The 16,186-nt window shown below is 37.9% G+C and carries 18 protein-coding genes, 1 tRNA gene and 1 pseudogene; 17 read left to right on the top strand and 3 right to left on the bottom strand.

The window, feature by feature from the left end:
* The 3 genes and pseudogenes from R3333_RS01125 to R3333_RS01115 form a co-directional block, all read left to right on the top strand.
* Positions 1 to 339 (top strand): annotated as a pseudogene (locus R3333_RS01125) (hypothetical protein); the annotation flags it as partial.
* A 34-nt stretch (positions 340 to 373) separates the two neighbouring features.
* A complete protein-coding gene (locus R3333_RS01120) occupies positions 374 to 1,039 on the top strand; it encodes an NAD(P)H-binding protein (RefSeq protein ID WP_318956732.1) in 666 nt (221 codons plus the stop codon).
* On the top strand, positions 1,033 to 1,605 hold the full coding sequence (locus tag R3333_RS01115) for a pseudouridine synthase (protein WP_318956731.1): 573 nt from the start codon (positions 1,033 to 1,035) through the stop codon (positions 1,603 to 1,605). Before R3333_RS01120 ends, R3333_RS01115 begins: the two co-directional genes overlap by 7 nt.
* An 81-nt stretch (positions 1,606 to 1,686) precedes the next feature.
* On the opposite strand, the gene R3333_RS01110 is transcribed toward R3333_RS01115, so the two are convergent.
* Positions 1,687 to 2,673, bottom strand: coding sequence for a hypothetical protein (locus R3333_RS01110; protein ID WP_318956730.1), 987 nt, complete (start codon positions 2,671 to 2,673; stop codon positions 1,687 to 1,689).
* Between the two features lie 167 nt (positions 2,674 to 2,840).
* Positions 2,841 to 3,920, bottom strand: coding sequence for a peptide chain release factor 2 (prfB, locus tag R3333_RS01105; protein ID WP_318956729.1), 1,080 nt, complete (start codon positions 3,918 to 3,920; stop codon positions 2,841 to 2,843).
* A 235-nt stretch (positions 3,921 to 4,155) separates the two neighbouring features.
* On the opposite strand from prfB, the gene gcvH reads away from it, so the two are divergent.
* The 14 genes from gcvH (at position 4,156) to R3333_RS01035 (ending at position 15,739) form a co-directional block, all read left to right on the top strand.
* A complete protein-coding gene (gene gcvH / locus R3333_RS01100; protein ID WP_318956728.1) occupies positions 4,156 to 4,533 on the top strand; it encodes a glycine cleavage system protein GcvH in 378 nt (125 codons plus the stop codon).
* Positions 4,533 to 4,907 (top strand): VanZ family protein, encoded by a 375-nt coding sequence (locus tag R3333_RS01095; protein WP_318956727.1) that lies wholly within the window; start codon positions 4,533 to 4,535, stop codon positions 4,905 to 4,907. Before gcvH ends, R3333_RS01095 begins: the two co-directional genes overlap by 1 nt.
* A gap of 58 nt (positions 4,908 to 4,965) precedes the next feature.
* Positions 4,966 to 5,643, top strand: a complete 678-nt coding sequence (locus R3333_RS01090; RefSeq protein WP_318956726.1) for an energy transducer TonB — start codon at positions 4,966 to 4,968, stop codon at positions 5,641 to 5,643.
* 62 nt (positions 5,644 to 5,705) lie between these two features.
* Positions 5,706 to 6,446, top strand: coding sequence for a deoxyribose-phosphate aldolase (gene deoC / locus R3333_RS01085; protein ID WP_318956725.1), 741 nt, complete (start codon positions 5,706 to 5,708; stop codon positions 6,444 to 6,446).
* A complete protein-coding gene (locus R3333_RS01080; RefSeq protein ID WP_318956724.1) occupies positions 6,447 to 7,247 on the top strand; it encodes a 3'(2'),5'-bisphosphate nucleotidase CysQ in 801 nt (266 codons plus the stop codon). It abuts the gene before it with no gap.
* A complete protein-coding gene (locus R3333_RS01075; RefSeq protein ID WP_318956723.1) occupies positions 7,244 to 8,794 on the top strand; it encodes a hypothetical protein in 1,551 nt (516 codons plus the stop codon). Before R3333_RS01080 ends, R3333_RS01075 begins: the two co-directional genes overlap by 4 nt.
* Positions 8,794 to 10,239 carry a hypothetical protein gene (locus R3333_RS01070; protein WP_318956722.1) on the top strand — a complete coding sequence of 482 codons (1,446 nt, stop codon included), beginning with the start codon at positions 8,794 to 8,796 and terminating at the stop codon, positions 10,237 to 10,239. The genes R3333_RS01075 and R3333_RS01070 overlap by 1 nt, the downstream gene beginning before the upstream one ends.
* Before the next feature lie 116 nt (positions 10,240 to 10,355).
* The gene (gene cyoE, locus R3333_RS01065; RefSeq protein WP_318956721.1) at positions 10,356 to 11,264 is read left to right on the top strand and encodes a heme o synthase; all 909 of its coding nucleotides are present in this window, start codon (positions 10,356 to 10,358) and stop codon (positions 11,262 to 11,264) included.
* 27 nt (positions 11,265 to 11,291) lie between these two features.
* The gene (locus tag R3333_RS01060) at positions 11,292 to 12,353 is read left to right on the top strand and encodes a cytochrome c oxidase subunit 3 (protein ID WP_318956720.1); all 1,062 of its coding nucleotides are present in this window, start codon (positions 11,292 to 11,294) and stop codon (positions 12,351 to 12,353) included.
* Between the two features lie 24 nt (positions 12,354 to 12,377).
* Positions 12,378 to 13,427 carry a cytochrome c oxidase subunit 3 gene (locus R3333_RS01055; protein ID WP_318956719.1) on the top strand — a complete coding sequence of 350 codons (1,050 nt, stop codon included), beginning with the start codon at positions 12,378 to 12,380 and terminating at the stop codon, positions 13,425 to 13,427.
* 44 nt (positions 13,428 to 13,471) lie between these two features.
* A complete protein-coding gene (locus R3333_RS01050) occupies positions 13,472 to 13,825 on the top strand; it encodes a cytochrome C oxidase subunit IV family protein (protein ID WP_090250262.1) in 354 nt (117 codons plus the stop codon).
* A gap of 22 nt (positions 13,826 to 13,847) precedes the next feature.
* A complete protein-coding gene (locus R3333_RS01045; protein ID WP_318956718.1) occupies positions 13,848 to 14,540 on the top strand; it encodes an SCO family protein in 693 nt (230 codons plus the stop codon).
* 1 nt (position 14,541) lies between these two features.
* Entirely contained in the window at positions 14,542 to 15,213 is a 672-nt protein-coding gene (locus R3333_RS01040) for an SCO family protein (protein WP_318956717.1), read from the top strand.
* 1 nt (position 15,214) lies between these two features.
* On the top strand, positions 15,215 to 15,739 hold the full coding sequence (locus R3333_RS01035) for a DUF420 domain-containing protein (protein WP_318956716.1): 525 nt from the start codon (positions 15,215 to 15,217) through the stop codon (positions 15,737 to 15,739).
* Positions 15,740 to 15,980: 241 nt separating this feature from the next.
* On the opposite strand, the gene R3333_RS01030 is transcribed toward R3333_RS01035, so the two are convergent.
* A tRNA-Gln gene (locus R3333_RS01030) sits at positions 15,981 to 16,053 on the bottom strand.
* Positions 16,054 to 16,186: the final 133 nt, after the last annotated feature.

Here is a 16,186-nt window from a genome sequence, read left to right as displayed (position 1 = left end):
CTCCCGGTAGCGCGAGAGCGAGCGCCATCTCAAACCGCTCCCCTCCAGAAGCGAGTGGGGGATGAAAACGGAAATCCTATTATTGTTCCGATGAAGAAAGGAGAACGTTTTTTAGATGGAGCAGATTTAATGGCGCTATCGCAATCTTATTACCCAAGTTCTTATGGGGTATATTGCTTAAATGGTAACGTTGCTGAGCTAACTTTAGATGATACCGTATGTGGAGGAAGCTGGCAAGATTATGGTTATGATGTGCGTAATCGAAGTTATACGACCTATAAAGGAGCAAGTAAAACTGTAGGTTTTAGACCTATCATTTATTTCACTAAAAAAGATTAAATAAAAACAATCCACTTTTGTGTATTTTTAAGCTATGCAAAAGAAAAAAGCAATAATTATTGGAGCCACTGGTTTAACTGGTGGCTTTTTGCTGGATGCACTTTTAATGCACCCGGATTTTGATGAGGTAATTTCTTTCGGTAGAAGGGCTACTGGAAAAAAGAGTGCTAAATTGAAAGAGGTAACCGTTGATATTGTTGAAGAAACAGCCTGGTTAGAGGAGGTGAAGGCGGATGTTGTATTTTGTTGCATAGGTACAACAAAGGCCAAAACTCCAGATCAAGATAAATATAAAGCGATAGATTATGGCGTGCCTGTGAAATTGGCGCAAGCGTCGAAGCGAAATGGAGTGACTCATTTCATCGTAATTTCCGCGCTTGGAGCAAATCCTAATAGTTCTATTGCATACAACCGAATAAAAGGGGAAATGGAAAGGGATGTAATGGAACAAGGTGTATCTCATACCTATGTGTTAGAACCTTCGTTGATCATGGGAGACAGGGAAGAGAAGAGAACAGGTGAGAAAATTGCCCAGTTTGTGATGCCCTTGTTTCATTGCCTTATGATTGGAGGACTCAAAAAATACAGAGCCATTAGATCTACAGATATTGCATTGGCGATGTTAAAGTTGAGCTTACAAGAAAAGCATAACTCTGGAAGAATCCTCTCGGATGAAATAAAGGAAATTTCTCGATGGTAGAACACCAAGATTTTATTTTACATAAACCCGTGCGTTGCCTTTCTCAATTTGTTCAAAATGGAAAGCGAAAAAAGAAACTTTTAGGAGATATCTACGATTTTCCAGAAGGCACGATGGCCATAGGTAGATTAGATGCAGATACCGAAGGTTTACTTTTACTTACCACAGACGGGAAGTTTAGCGCCGATGTGCGCAGTGCTAAATTTGAAAAGGAATATTGGGTACAAGTAGACGGGGTAATTGATGAACTAGCTTTAAAGAACTTACAAGAAGGTGTTGAGATTTCTATAGAGGGAGAAAGTTATAAAACCTTACCTGCAAAGGCAACTTTACACGACGATATAGCGCATATACCACCTAACCCTAGAAAAGAAAGAGACCCGAGTCATGGTCCTATGAGTTGGATAAAATTGGTCATTAACGAAGGTAAATTTCGCCAAGTTAGGAAGATGACTGCCGTTGTTGGACACCCTACTATACGATTGATTCGTTGGCGTATTGGAAACCAAACATTAGGAGATTTAAAACCTGGAGAGGTAAGAAGGTTAGATAGAAAAGAGCTCTAAAAAAAAAACGGTCTACCTCAGGGTAGACCGTTATAAGTTTTAGTCAACAATAACTACATTTTTAAAGGTAGGCAGTCTTGTTTATTTTAAAGTGAAACTATCTGTTCCAATTACAGTTCCATCTGCAAAGATTTTTACTGTATAATTCCCTTTTTCTAATTCTCTACCCTGAAGGTTGTGAACTACAGCCATATCAATTTCTTTTTGTTGGTAGTTAATCTCACGTTTGTCTGTGTAAATTAAAGTAGTACCATTAGCATCAAAAGTATTGTTAGCCTTCGCGTAAATCACTTTTCCATTTGGATCAATTACTTGCATGTAAACTGTTTTGTTTCCAGCCATTGCAATTTTGTTCTCACCAAGCGTGAATTCAGATTTTACTCCATCAGCTCTTCTGGCTCTGTTTGTTTCGTCAGGAGAACCGTTAATCGTATATCTGTATGCGTAAGTTTTAAAGTTGTACGCAGATAATTTAGATCCTTCTTTAACCAATTGCTCGTTTTGTGCTGCTGTTTGCGCGTAAAGATCTCTTTCTTGCTCCGTTGTAGAAAGTCTTGTTTCTGTTTCCACTAGACGATCAGAAAGTGTTCCTGTTAAGGTATTTAATGAGTCGATCTGTACCAAGTAACCTTTCATAATCTTACGTAAGGTTTTGTTCTCCGTTTTCAACTTATTAATTTCTCTGTATGATCTTCTCTTGTTGGTCTTCAAATCTTCCATTAAAGATTCGATTCTCGCTTTTTGAATATCAATACTGTCTTTTAAAGAAGCGTCAAACTCTACCATTTCATCATAGGTATCTAACATCGTTTGGAAATCTTGTTTCAAATCTGATGTTGTAATATCTATGTATCCTGAAAGCGCATCGTTCATAGCTTTCATTTCTTGTTCCAACTGCTCATTGGCAATTTGGCAATCTTCCTTCGCTGATTTCTGTCCTGAGTACATGAATCCCATTACAGCAATTCCAATTAAAGCAGTGATGGCAACTATTATCCAAATAGCTCCCTTAGGTTTATTTTCGTTTCCTTCATTAAGGATCGGGTTGTTTTCTGTTGTTTCTGACATAACATTAAGTGTTAAATTTCACTTCAAAGCTAAGACATATATTTGTGTCAAGTCTTATAATTTTGCTGCGAAGTAGTTGTTAATTATTATTCGTATTTTTTATTAAACTATTTGTTTCGGTTCCCTTAGTAATACTGCGTTTGATAGGCAGAAGAAAGCGTTTTCTCCTAAAATTTCATCAGGTAAGATTTCAGGAATTCATCCAAATCTCCGTCCATCACTGCATCAACATTCCCTGTTTCATGTCCGGTTCTAACGTCCTTCACCAATTTATAGGGGTGCATAACATAGTTTCTAATTTGAGATCCCCATTCAATTTTCATTTTCTCTGCTTCTATCTCATTTCGTTTTTCCATACGCTTACGCAGCTCTAATTCGTATAATTGCGACTTCAACAATTGCATGGCTTTCTCTTTGTTTCCTAACTGTGAACGAGACTCAGAGTTTTCAATAACAATTCCTGATGGCTCGTGACGTAAACGTACAGCAGTTTCTACTTTGTTCACGTTTTGTCCTCCTTTACCACCAGACCTAAAAGTTTCAAAACTTATATCAGCGGGGTTAATGTTAATTTCAATGGTGTCATCCACCAATGGGTATACATAAACAGAAGCAAAGGAAGTATGGCGTTTGGCATTAGAGTCAAAAGGTGAGATACGTACCAAACGGTGAACGCCGTTTTCTCCTTTTAAATATCCAAAAGCAAAATCTCCATCAAATTCGATGGTTACCGTTTTAATACCGGCTACATCCCCGTCTTGATAATTGAGCTCTTTGAGTTTGTACCCATGTTTTTCTCCCCACATGGTATACATACGCATTAACATTGAAGCCCAGTCACAACTTTCTGTACCTCCTGCACCTGCTGTAATTTGAAGCACAGCGTTAAGGTTATCTTCTTCTCCAGAAAGCATGTTTTTCAATTCTAATTCTTCTAAGTCTTTCAATATTTTAGCATGGAGCTCATCTATTTCTTCCTCAGAACCAGCACCGTCTTTATGGAATTCTATCAATACCTCTAAATCATCCAAGCCTTCCTTTAATGCATTGTATGATTCTACCCAAAATTTCTTTTGACGCAGTTTCTTTAAAACCACTTCCGCTTTTTTGGGATCGTCCCAAAAAGTCGGGTCTTGGGATTTAAGATCTCCCTCTTGTATTTCTAATAGCTTATTCTCTATTTCTAAGTAAGAATAGAGTGCTGTAATTCTTCCTTCTATGTCCTTGAATTGGTCACTATTTACCATAAAAACAAATATATGTAAATAAAGAATTTTTGCGTACTAAAAAGGGGAGGAAGTAGAGGCGAAAAAGACAACTAAATAAGGGGAGTGGCAAAGTCTAGCCAAAAGATCAAAGTATATTGCTCGGTGATGCTTGTCGGGATTTGAACTTCCAATATGAAGAAATTGTAAAAAAGTGACAGCATGTTATTAAATCAACGTTCAAAATTATATTTTTGCAAGTACTAAAATTTAAAGCATGAATATTCCACAAGAATTAAAGTATACTAAAGATCACGAATGGGTGAAAGTTGAAGGTGATATCGCTACAATCGGTATTACAGATTTTGCTCAAGGAGAGTTGGGTGATATCGTTTACGTTGAAGTAGAAACTGAAGGTGAAACTTTAGATGCTGAAGAAGTATTTGGATCAGTAGAAGCTGTAAAGACAGTATCTGATTTGTTTATGCCTATCTCTGGAGAAATCATTGAATTCAACGAAGAATTGGAAAGTGAGCCAGAAAGCGTAAACAGCGATCCTTACGGAGATGGTTGGATGATTAAAGTGAAAGTTGCTGACGCAGCGCAAATCGACGCTTTAATGGATGCTGATGCTTACAAGGCGTTAGTTGGATAATGTTTAGATTTATTCTGCCAGGTTTGTTATGGCTCATCACCGTTGTGGGGTTGAGTTTAACGCCGGGAAATGAATTACAGCGAACGGATTGGTTCGTTTTTGAATTCGATAAAGTAGTTCACACGGGTATTTACGCCTTGTTAGTTCATTTATGGTTAACAGGATTTAAGCGCCAAAGAGTGAATCGCTTATTAAGAGATAAAGCTTATGTACTTGTAATTAGCTTTGCTATCGCCATTGGTGTAGCGATTGAATTCTTACAAGGAGCTTTTATTTCTGGCAGAGTATTTGATATTTATGACATAATAGCAAACGTCGTTGGCGTTGGTGTAGGTACCTGTGGTTTTTACTTCTTGTACCGCAACTATTATTGATTGTAAGGTTTAATTTTGCTAATAGATCTTTGTATATTAGCAACAATATTGAAGAATTATGGAAGTTAAGAAAAATCCCGAAGTAGACGGAGAGCGCGTGCGCTTACCCTTAAGTATGTTGGGCTTTTTGATTATAGGTTCTCTGATTCTTGCATCTTTTTCTTACAGAACTCCCGTAGAGGATAAGTCTGCAAGACAAAATAAAAAGCAAGATTTGGATTTGCCAATGGAAACAGAGACCAAACAAGAAGAGGAGCCACCACCCCCACCAGAGGATACACCTCCACCCCCACCAGCACAGGAGCCTGTGTTAGATGAGGAGTTGGAAGTGAAGGAGAATGAGGATAAGGATCCACCACCCCCAATTGATCCAGCACCAGTTAAGTTGGTTCAAGAAGAGGAGCCGGAGCCGCCACAACCTCCTATTGTTGACTTCCCAGATGTGGAAGCAGGTTTCCCAGGTGGTCCAGCAGCAATGAAACAATTCCTTATCGATAATACAAAGTACCCAGAGATTTCTCGTCAGATGGGTGACCAAGGTAAGGTGTATGTGAAATTCGTTGTTGAGCGTGATGGGTCTATTTCAGGAATCGAAATCATTAAGTCGGTTTCGAAAGAATTGGATAGAGAGGCGAAACGTGTTGTACGTTCTATGCCTAAATGGTCGCCAGGAGAGAAAAACGGAGAACCCGTAAGGTCTGTGTGTCGTATTCCAATTAACTTCACATTGAATTAATAAAAATTCATTTACTATATTTAAAGTCCAATGCTTTTAGCGTTGGACTTTTTTTATTTCTAATGAAGGAGAACGCCCGAGAAATATTATCGTATTTAGATTATACATCCTTATCTATTACAGATAACAAGAAGACTATATCAAAATTTATTCGGACACTTCATCCCTTACTGGAGAAAGGTTATGATGTTGCTGGAGTTTGTGTTTACCCTACACAAATAGACGTGGTGAATAAACTCCTAAAAAATTACAGCTTACAACGCGTTGTGGTTGGGTGTGGTTTTCCGGATAGTCAGCAACTCTTAGGTACCAAAATTAATGATGCAGCTGCCCTTAATCAATTAGCGATTGACGAAGTTGATGTGGTCATGAATTTGGGATTATTGAAAGCAGGGAAGTTGGATTTGCTCTTTGATGAAATTGTAGCCATTCGTGCGCAACTTCCATTGAAGAAATTAAAAGTGATACTCGAAACTTCCATGTTGACGAAGAAGGAAATTGTTTTGGCTGCTCAAATTGCGATAAGGGGAGGAGCGGATTTCCTCAAAACCTCAACCGGGAAAAATGGAGGTGCAACACCACAAGCATTTGAGCAAATGTGTAAAGTTGTGGTAGAGCACTTTAAGGAAACCGGTCAAAAGGTTGGATTAAAAGTAAGTGGTGGAGTTCGAAATCTCGAGCAAGCCCTTGAATATAAAGAAATGGTAAATCAAATCTGTGGTGAAGTCTTTTTACATCCTTCCACTTTTAGGATAGGAGCAAGTTCTTTATTGAATGATTTGTTGAATTATATAGAAGATTAAATGATGAAGTTAGGCGAAAAGCATTTTATTGCCCTTGAGGCTATCGTAGAAGCGAGTGGAAAAATAATGGAGATCTACCAAGAAGATTTTGCTGCTATCGCAAAAGATGACGGAAGTCCTGTTACGAAGGCAGATTTGGCATCATCCTTCATCATAAGAGAACACTTGGCAAAAACAAATATCCCTGTTACAGGAGAAGAAGGAGAAAAAGCAGATTTTGAAGAACGTAAAAATTGGATAGAGTCTTGGTGTGTGGATCCACTCGACGGAACCAAAGAGTTCATTAAAAAGAACGGTGAATTTGCTGTAAATATCTCCTTGATTCATGATCATAAAGCGGTATTTGGGGCCATTGGTTCTCCTGTTATGCGACAACTCATTTTCGGGGGACAAGCCTTTGGAGCATTTACTTGTAGCTATGATGAAATCTATCAACAAGATAAATGGGTTGAACTTTTGCAAATCGAAGAGGTAAACGAACAGTTGATGGTGGCAACTTCAAGAACGCATCATTCGGGAAATACCTTGAATGTGATTCGTAAAGCTGAAGGTAAATATGGAAAAGCAGCCTTCATTAAAAAAGGTTCTTCACTTAAGTTTTTTGACCTGGTAGCAGGTAAAGCTGATTTGTATCCACGCTTTGCTCCTACTATGGAATGGGATATATCTGCCGGACAAGCTATTTATGAAGCCATAGGTGGTGAGGTATTACATGCAGAAACATTGGAGCCATTGATGTATAACAGACCGAATTTGACCAACCCATATTTCATTGCGAAAAAGAAGGTCCTAGATCTATGAGAATACGATTTCTATTACTACTAATGTTGACTTCTTGTTGGAGTTGGGGACAAGAAAGTTTGTTGCTTCCTAGTCACGATTTTTTTAAACAAGAGGCAATTTTTCGAGCGGATAAACTTCCGTTAAGTTTTCCTGCTTCATATCTGGAAATCCCAAAGCGTACGAATGCTTGGAATGAATACCAGAAGGCACGACAAAGCTGGCTTGGAAGAAAATTGTATAACGAACATTTGTTTGTGATTTCAGATGGGATTCTCTATTTAACGGTAGATCCTATTGTTGATTTTCAATACGGAACAGATCTCGCTGATATTCCAAAAGAGATTTATCAAAATACAAGAGGGTTTATTGTGGAAGGTGAGATTTTGAAACAGCTTTCCTTCTCCACTTCCTACTATGAAAACCAAAGTGCTTTTGCGCAGTATTTAACCGACGCTTATTCAGCACGTGGAGAACAAAAGTTAGTGAATGGAGCTTATATCACTGAACATGCCGTTATTCCAAATGCACTGCGTACGAAGCCTTTTGGAATCGACGGATTTGATTATGGTTATTCTGCATCTTATGTGAGATGGAGGCAAAGTAAATATCTTACCCTACAATTAGGATCCTCACCAGAATTTGAAGGCTACGGAAAGCGCTCTTTATTACTTTCAGATTTTGCTCCAGCTTCCACGCAGTTTAAAATAGAAACAGAATTTGCACCTCAATGGAAATATAGTTTTCAAATCGGTAAAGCATTGAATTTATTGCGTCGACAATTTTATACTACGGTAGAAGCTCCATTCGAACGCAAGGCCAGAAGTGTGCATCGCTTGAGTTATTCTCCAATGTCCAATTTAAATATTACCTTATTTGAATCGGGGATTTGGTTTAAAGAAGACTCGTTACAATCGAAAAACGTTCCGATGGAATATTATCTACCTGTTCCGTTATTAAATACTGCTTTACATGGATTTGAAGATGCGAAAGTTAAAAATCTGGTAGGTGTAAATATTGGATACCGTTGGAAAGAAAAGTATCTGATTTATGCACAGTTCTTAACGGATGATTTTAAAAATAAGCAGTTTGGTTTACAGTTGGGTACGAGAACTCACATGAGTTTTGGGAAACACGAACTATCGGTATTGTTAGAGTACAATCAAACAAGTGAAGAACTTTACCAAGCCAATAACAGAAGGTTGGCTTATACCTCTTTTAATTTACCCCTTGCTTATTCCTTAGGGAATAGTACTACCGAGATTTTGGGAGAAGTGAGTTACTTCTACAGAAACTTCTATATCCAAGGTTTTGCAACTTTTTATAAAAATTTAGGTTTTTCCAACAGTTTAAATAATGTATTTGAAACCAAAGGAGAAGATATTGCCTCTTCACTGTACAGTACATGGTTTTTAAGTGGAGAACTTGGTTACAGATTTAATGCACACACAAATTTAAGAGGCTTTGTAAAAGCAAGCTACAGGATAGATGAACAGAGTGGTATCAATGCAAAGATTATCCAATTAGGAATACGAACTGCCTTGCGCAATAAACACCATAATTACTAATGAGAAAGTTACTCTTCGTTATCAGTTGTTTCTGCCTTGTCTTACAGGTGTTCGCGCAAACGAAACCTTGGAATAAGAGTCAAGATTTATTCTGGACCCAAGGAGATAACGCTTCAACACTTCCTTTAACTTTTTTAGAAGAAAACCGAGGTTTGCGAAGTTGGGAAAAGGGAAAATCGACTTTGGTGTTTTCTCCGCTGATCAACTTTGAAGGTGGGGTGTTTGATGATTTGTTAATGACAGGTCACTTAGGGGCTCAACTCGAAATGCAAGCTGGAAAAAAGTTATATGTGAAGCTCGGTGCAATGGCCGGAAGTAATCAGGTAGATGACGGCAGTTTTTGGGAGTACAATTACAAGTTGGCGACTTCAGCTCCTTATTATATGGCCTTTCATCCTTTGTTTGATCTAGATGCTGTTGTGAGTTATTCGCCAAATAAGATTTTTAATTTACAGGCTGGTGTGGGTGAATTTCAATTGGGAAATGGTCAGCGATCCTTACTCTTAAGTGATGTAGGGAAAAATTATCCCTATGCTGCATTAAATACAAAGGTCTGGAAATTGAAATTGCTCAATTTATATCAGTTTTTTAAAGAAAATACAACCACGGGAAGTTTAAATAAATATGCTGCAACGCATTATTTAAGTGTAGATGTTACACCGAATTTTGAATTGAGTTTGTTTGAAACGGTTGTTTTTCAGCCTACAGATACGACATGGAACCGTGGATATGAACTCGAGTATTTAAATCCCCTGTTGTTTTTCCGTCCTGCCGAATATGGTTTGGGGAGTTCAGATAATGTGTTACTCGGGCTAAATGCAAACTATAAATTAGGTCATCATTTGATCTTCGGACAATTCATTATTGATGACGGAGCGGTTACTGAGCTTTTGAACAGGACGCGCTGGTGGGCCAATAAATTTGGTGTTCAAGTCGGTGTGAAAGGGAATTTACTAAATGATAAACTGCATTATTCAACAGAGGTAAATGCTGTTCGACCTTTTACCTATTCACATTTGAATACCACACAAAATTATGGGAATAGAGGGTTTGCCCTGGCTCATCCTGCTGGTGCTAATTTTGTAGAATCATACACGAGAGTTCAGTACGAGTACAATGAAACGTTAATGTTCAATTTTACCTTTATGCACTTGCTTAGAGGAGGAGAGAATGATAGGGAAGATTTTAGTTCGGGAACAGATCCTTACCAAGCTTATACCGAAAGAGAAAATGAATATGGTTATACCATTGCCAATGGAGGGGCTTTACGAAGGACCCGTTTAACGCTTGGTGCCCAGTACGAGTTAGTGAAAAAAATACAGTTGGTTGTTTTTGCTAATGGAATTCTCATGAATGATAGAGTAGAGCAAGTGAATACTACTGCTGTTGGACTTCATTTTGGAGTGAAAACCAACCTGTGGAAGTCAAATTCATACAGCTTTTAGTCCCTAAACTCCTACTTTCTTTGAATATCAGACCGAAAGGGTAAAGAAATGTCAATCTTCTACCCTTCTTCCCAAATTATGGCTAAATTTGCCAGCGATTTATTAAATCAAAATTTGTGAGCGAAAAAACTACAACTTCTCAAGTAGAAAAGAAGCCGTCAAAAAGAAAAGATTACATGCTTTTCACAAAAATCAGATTATCCGTTTCTGTGGTAGTCTCGGCGTTATCAGGATATTTATTTGCAATTGGAATTGAAGGGAAGAGTAGCTCTGGATTAGAATTGCTTTACTTGTTACTTGGAGGTATTTTGGTTACCGGAGCAAGTAATGGAACAAACCAAATCATAGAAAAGGATTTAGATGCACAAATGAACCGTACCAAAATGCGCCCCTTACCTCAAGGTAATATGTCGGTAAGAGAAGGTGTAGTAGTGGTAGCTGTTTGTTTAATCATCGGAACATGGATGTTGTACCAGTTGAATTTGTACGCTGCAGTTCTCGGTTTATTATCTTACGTTTCTTACTCATTTGTATACACGCCAATGAAGCGAATTTCTCCATGGGCTGTTTTGGTAGGGGCGTTTCCGGGAGCCATTTCACCGATGATAGGTGCTGTAGCTGTTACAGGAGAATTCGGATTGTTACCAGGTGCTTTGTTCTTTGTTCAATTCGTTTGGCAGTTTCCTCACTTCTGGGCTATCGCATGGATATCTCACGAAGACTATCAACAAGGAGGTTTCGATTTATTGCCTTCTAAGTCTGGAAAATCTAAAGCATCGGCCTTTCAAATTATGTTTTACGCTTTATTACTGATTCCATTTAGCCTTTTCCCATGGTTGTTAGGTTATATAGAAAGTAACATTACGGTAGTGATCATTTCTGTGTTAGGATTGTTATTCTTCCTATACGCATACAAATTATACAGAACTTTAGAAGATGCAGATGCGCGTAAGCTAATGTTTGCGTCAATCATCTATTTACCACTTATTCAATTTACCTATGTATTAGATAGGTTTTTTGTGTAGTTATAGAATTTTAAAAAACGAAATACAATGAAAGAGAACTTTATAAACTCTTTGCCTCCTGAGCAAAAGGAGAAAACCAAAAAAGGATTGGTTTGGGTATTTATCTTCAGTATCACCATGTTCTTTGCGGGTTTAACTTCGGCCTACATCGTTTCTATGGGAGATGGTTTCTGGGTGAAAGTGAAGTTTCCGACGGCATTTTGGATCAGTACGGTTTTAATCTTGATAAGTAGTTTACCACTTTATATGGCGGTGAAAGCAATCAAGGCAGGAGATATGAAAAAAACATCTATGCTTTTATTGCTTACAACGATATTGGGTATTGCTTTTGGTATTAGTCAATGGAAAGGGTATAGCGCTTTAAATCAAGAAGGAGCTCACTTTGTATCTAAGATCATGGTAACGGATGGGCGTTACGGTGAGTACTACAGCATAAAGATGGATGGAGTACTTTTGGATATAGAAGGAAACAGCTATGAGAAAAATGGTGAGATCCTTTCTGAAGAGGATGCACAAGCCTTGAGAACTTTTATGATGAATTTCGATCTGGGTACAGATTTTAAAAAGTCATTTAACTTAGCTCAATACGGTGAACGTTTTACTTTCTTATATAAGGATGAACCTTTGAGTTTAGTGAATGGTAAATTCGTAAAAACAAATGGTGAAACTTTACAACAATTAGAGTTTGAACGTTTGACGCATTTGGCAAGAAATATTATGGATGAAAGGGGTGATTTTTTCATCTCAGGTAAAATGGGAGAAGATTTTCACTTATATTACGCAGGAAAAGAATTGCAATACATCGATAGAAAACTTCATTACAATGGAGAGGTGTTGAGCGATAATTTACAGAATAAGTTGTTGAGAGGTAACTCAGACACGAGTACAGCATACCTCTTCATGATTACTGGTTTGCACTTCCTTCACGTGATTTGTGCAGTGATTATGATGTTGGTGTATACAATTCGTTCATTCACAGGGCGATGGGATGCTTCTAATGCAGTTAATTTGAAGTCAGGTTCAATTTTCTGGCATTTTTTAGGTGCATTATGGGTCTATTTGTTACTATTTTTACTTTTTATTCATTAAACTTGCAAAAAAATAAATTTTATTATGGCTGGTCACGCTACAAAAGAAATTGATAGTGCTACGCTATGGGGAGGAAAAGGATCTCCATTCAGTGCAAGCTACGGAAAATTAATGATGTGGTTTTTCCTTGTATCTGATGCTTTAACTTTCGGAGGATTGTTAGTTGCTTACGGATATACAAGGTATTCTACACAAGGAACATGGCCTATAGGTGAGGAGACCTTTGAGGCATTACCATTTTTAGGAAACGGATATCCTTTAGCTTATGTAGCTTTGATGACTTTCATCCTTATCGTATCATCTGTAACGATGGTATTGGCTGTAGAGGCTGGTCATAGAATGGATAAAAAAGGTGTGATTAAGTGGATGTTGGCTACGATTATCGGTGGTTTCTTCTTCTTAGGTTCTCAGGCTTGGGAATGGTCTCACTTTATCCACGGTACACCCTTCGGAAAAGTAACTTTAAACGACGGTTCTGTAGCTGTAGTTAAAGGAGATTTCGGAACAATCGAAAACTTTGAAGTAATTGAGGCTGGTCACCACCACGCAGTAGGTGATTTAGTTACTGAAGATTTATTACACGAATTCCAACACGCTGCTCAAGCAGGTCACTTACACGGTACTGCTGATAACTTAACAATTCACTTACACGACGGTTCTGTTGCTAAAGTGAACAAGGCAGCTGATGAGAATTTACAATTGATCATTAAGGAAGCAGGTACGAAACACGCTATCTCTTCAGCGGCAGATGAATCTACTAGAGTTTCTGCAGAAGAAGGAGCAGCAGATGAGTACTACGCAGCATTAACAAAAGGTGCAGTTGTTTACGGAGCTAATATGACACAGAATGAGTACGGTCCAGATCAGTACGGACAGTTCTTCTTCTTTATCACAGGTTTCCACGGATTCCACGTATTCTCTGGAGTTATCATTAACATCATTATTTTCTTAGGAGTTCTTAGAGGTATTTACCACCAAAGAGGTCACTACGAAATGGTAGAGAAAACTGGATTGTACTGGCACTTTGTCGATTTAGTTTGGGTATTCGTATTTACTTTCTTCTACTTAATCTAACAGGTAGAAAGCAAACAGTACTATAACGCATTAAAGAAATAGAAATGGAAAGAGACGATATAATAGAATATTCTTTAGACGGACACCACTCAGAAGAGCAGGGAGTTAAGATCAGAAAGAAAATTTGGATGGTTACTTTATTACTTACTGTAGTTACTGCAGTTGAAGTAATCTTAGGAGCTATGGTTAAGCAAGGTTCAGGAGCTTGGTTAACAGTTAAAATTTTATTCATCGCATTAACACTTTTGAAAGCAGGTTACATTGTGATGGTATTTATGCACTTAGGTGATGAAAGAAAATCATTGAAGTGGGTAATCTTATTACCATATGCATTGTTCATTGTTTACTTAATGTTTATTGCATTCACTGAAGGTAGTGCGGTGCATCTTGCAATGTAAAAAATAGCAAAACACATATATAGTGGCTACACAAAAAACTAAAGCCGGTCGAGGTAGAGCAATATTAATGATGTTGCTTGTCTTTGGACCGGCTTCTTTATTGGTATTGTTTTCCATGAACAAGTGCGAAAACAAATTTCAGGAATTAGGAGATTACGGAAATGTGGGCGAATACGAATTCACTACGGCAGATGGTAAGACAATCTCTAACGAATCAATGAAAGGTAACATTGTTATCTTCTCTACCATTCAGAATACATGTCCGGTAGATTGTGCCATAGATATGGCGCGTTTCAATTTGTTGATTTACCAAAAGTACAGAAAGCTTCAGCGCAACGCTTCTCATATCAAATTCGTTTCTATTCTTGTAGACGAAGAAGGAAATGCCTTAGATGATTTAGGAGCTATTGACTTTACTGTAAAAGACGAAATCGAAGGCTATAACCCAGACGTGTGGATGTTGGTTAAAGGAGATCCTAAACAGATCTATGATATCACCAACAAAGATTTGAGTCTGATGGAGGCCAATGATGAAAAAGCCTACAAAGGAAAACCTTGGTTAGAGACAATGATCATCGTGGATAAGGAAAATCATGTACGTATGTTGCGTTCAGGTGCAACTGAAGGTATGGTGAGAGACCTCAACGAACACATTTCATTGCTAGAAAAACAATACGATAAGGCAGCTGCAAAAGCTGAAGAAGAAGCAGAGTAATATGAAATATCTACTAGGTTTATTGGTGATAGGTGCTTTGATTAGTTGTGAAAACAAACCAAAGTATGTTCTTCCTCACTTGGGGTATCATGAGATAGCCACGGGAGAAGAAGAAGGCTATGAGAAAGGTGATACCATCTTTGATTACATTGAAGAGGAATTCAGTTTCTTAACACAAGATTCACTTCCTTTTACCAATAAAGACCTCGAAGGTAAAATATCTATTGCTAAGTTTTTCTTTACGCACTGTCCAACCATTTGTCCTCCAATGACAGGACAAATGGATAAACTTGCAGAGAATACCAAAGACCTTAGTGATAAAATTCAATTTCTATCCTTCAGTATAGATCCAGAAAGAGATACTGTAAATCGTTTACGTGTGTATATAGATAGACATGATATTACGGCAAAGAACTGGTATTTCTTAACCGGAGAAAGGGAAGCTTTCGTACATAAATTAGGTACGCAAAGTTTCTTTGTAAATGCCATCAATGAACCAAATGCAGAAGGTGGTTATGCGCATAGTCCTCACTTTATCTTGGTAGATAGAACCAAACATGTGCGTGGAGTATATGATGTTTTGGAAAGAGATGGAAAAGGGGCTGAAAACTTAAAGCGCCTAGAAGCTGATATTAGAAAGTTATTAAAAGAAGAATACGGAGAAAATGAATAGTATGGAAGCAAAAACACCTGCACAAATTAAGCAGTTTAAAACGTGGACTTGGATCATTTCTATTGCAGTACCCTTGGTTGTGGCTGTGTTGTTTGGAGTTAAAATTCCTGGAGTAGACACGAGTTTTTTACCGCCAATTTATGCTACCATTAACGCTATAACTTCTCTTGTATTAGTAGCAGCATTGTATATGATTAAGCAAGGCAATATGGAAGCGCACAGAAGGCTTATTCGTTTTGCCTTGGTGTTGAGTTTGCTTTTCTTGGCAAGTTATGTGGTGTATCACATGACGAGTGAATCTACTTCTTACGGAGGTGATTTAGGGGTCATCTACTATCCGCTTTTAATTGCGCATATCGTATTAAGTGTTGCTGTAATTCCATTAGTAATGATCGCGTATTCTTACGCATGGATGGGGAATTATCAGAAACATAAGAAATTAGTAAGGTTTGCCTTTCCTATATGGTTCTTTGTAGCTGTTTCAGGAGTGGTGGTTTACCTTATGATCGCACCATATATGGGGTAAGGTTTTGAAAAATATATTTTATAGAAGAGCGTGTTCAATTTGGACACGCTTTTTTTGTGGTTAAGGCTCTTTTTCTTTTTATCTAAATCCAATAGCGCTATCTGTTAACGTCCGTCCTCCAAGATGCTTGGGGATAAGGGCTGCAACTGCTATCGCTGAGAGAGATCTGATCCCGCGATTCTAAGATTACAAAAGTTAAAAGCAAAAAAAAACGAAGCTCTTTTGAACTTCGTTTTCTTTGTTGGCCTACTAGGGCTCGAACCTAGACTCTTCTGAACCAAAATCAGACGTGTTGCCAGTTACACCATAGGCCATTTTTCAATTGCTTTCAACTTTGTTTGTCAGCGATTGCGGTTGCAAATTTATGAATAAAATGAGAAACACAAAGCCTTTTCATTAAAAAAATTCAAAAAAAAATATAACTCGCTTAAAATTAAGATCTAAAAC

The sequence above is a fragment of the Lishizhenia sp. genome (genome assembly GCF_033720595.1).
GTDB lineage: Bacteria > Bacteroidota > Bacteroidia > Flavobacteriales_D > Crocinitomicaceae > Lishizhenia.
This window is presented reverse-complemented; position numbering and strand designations above follow the sequence as displayed.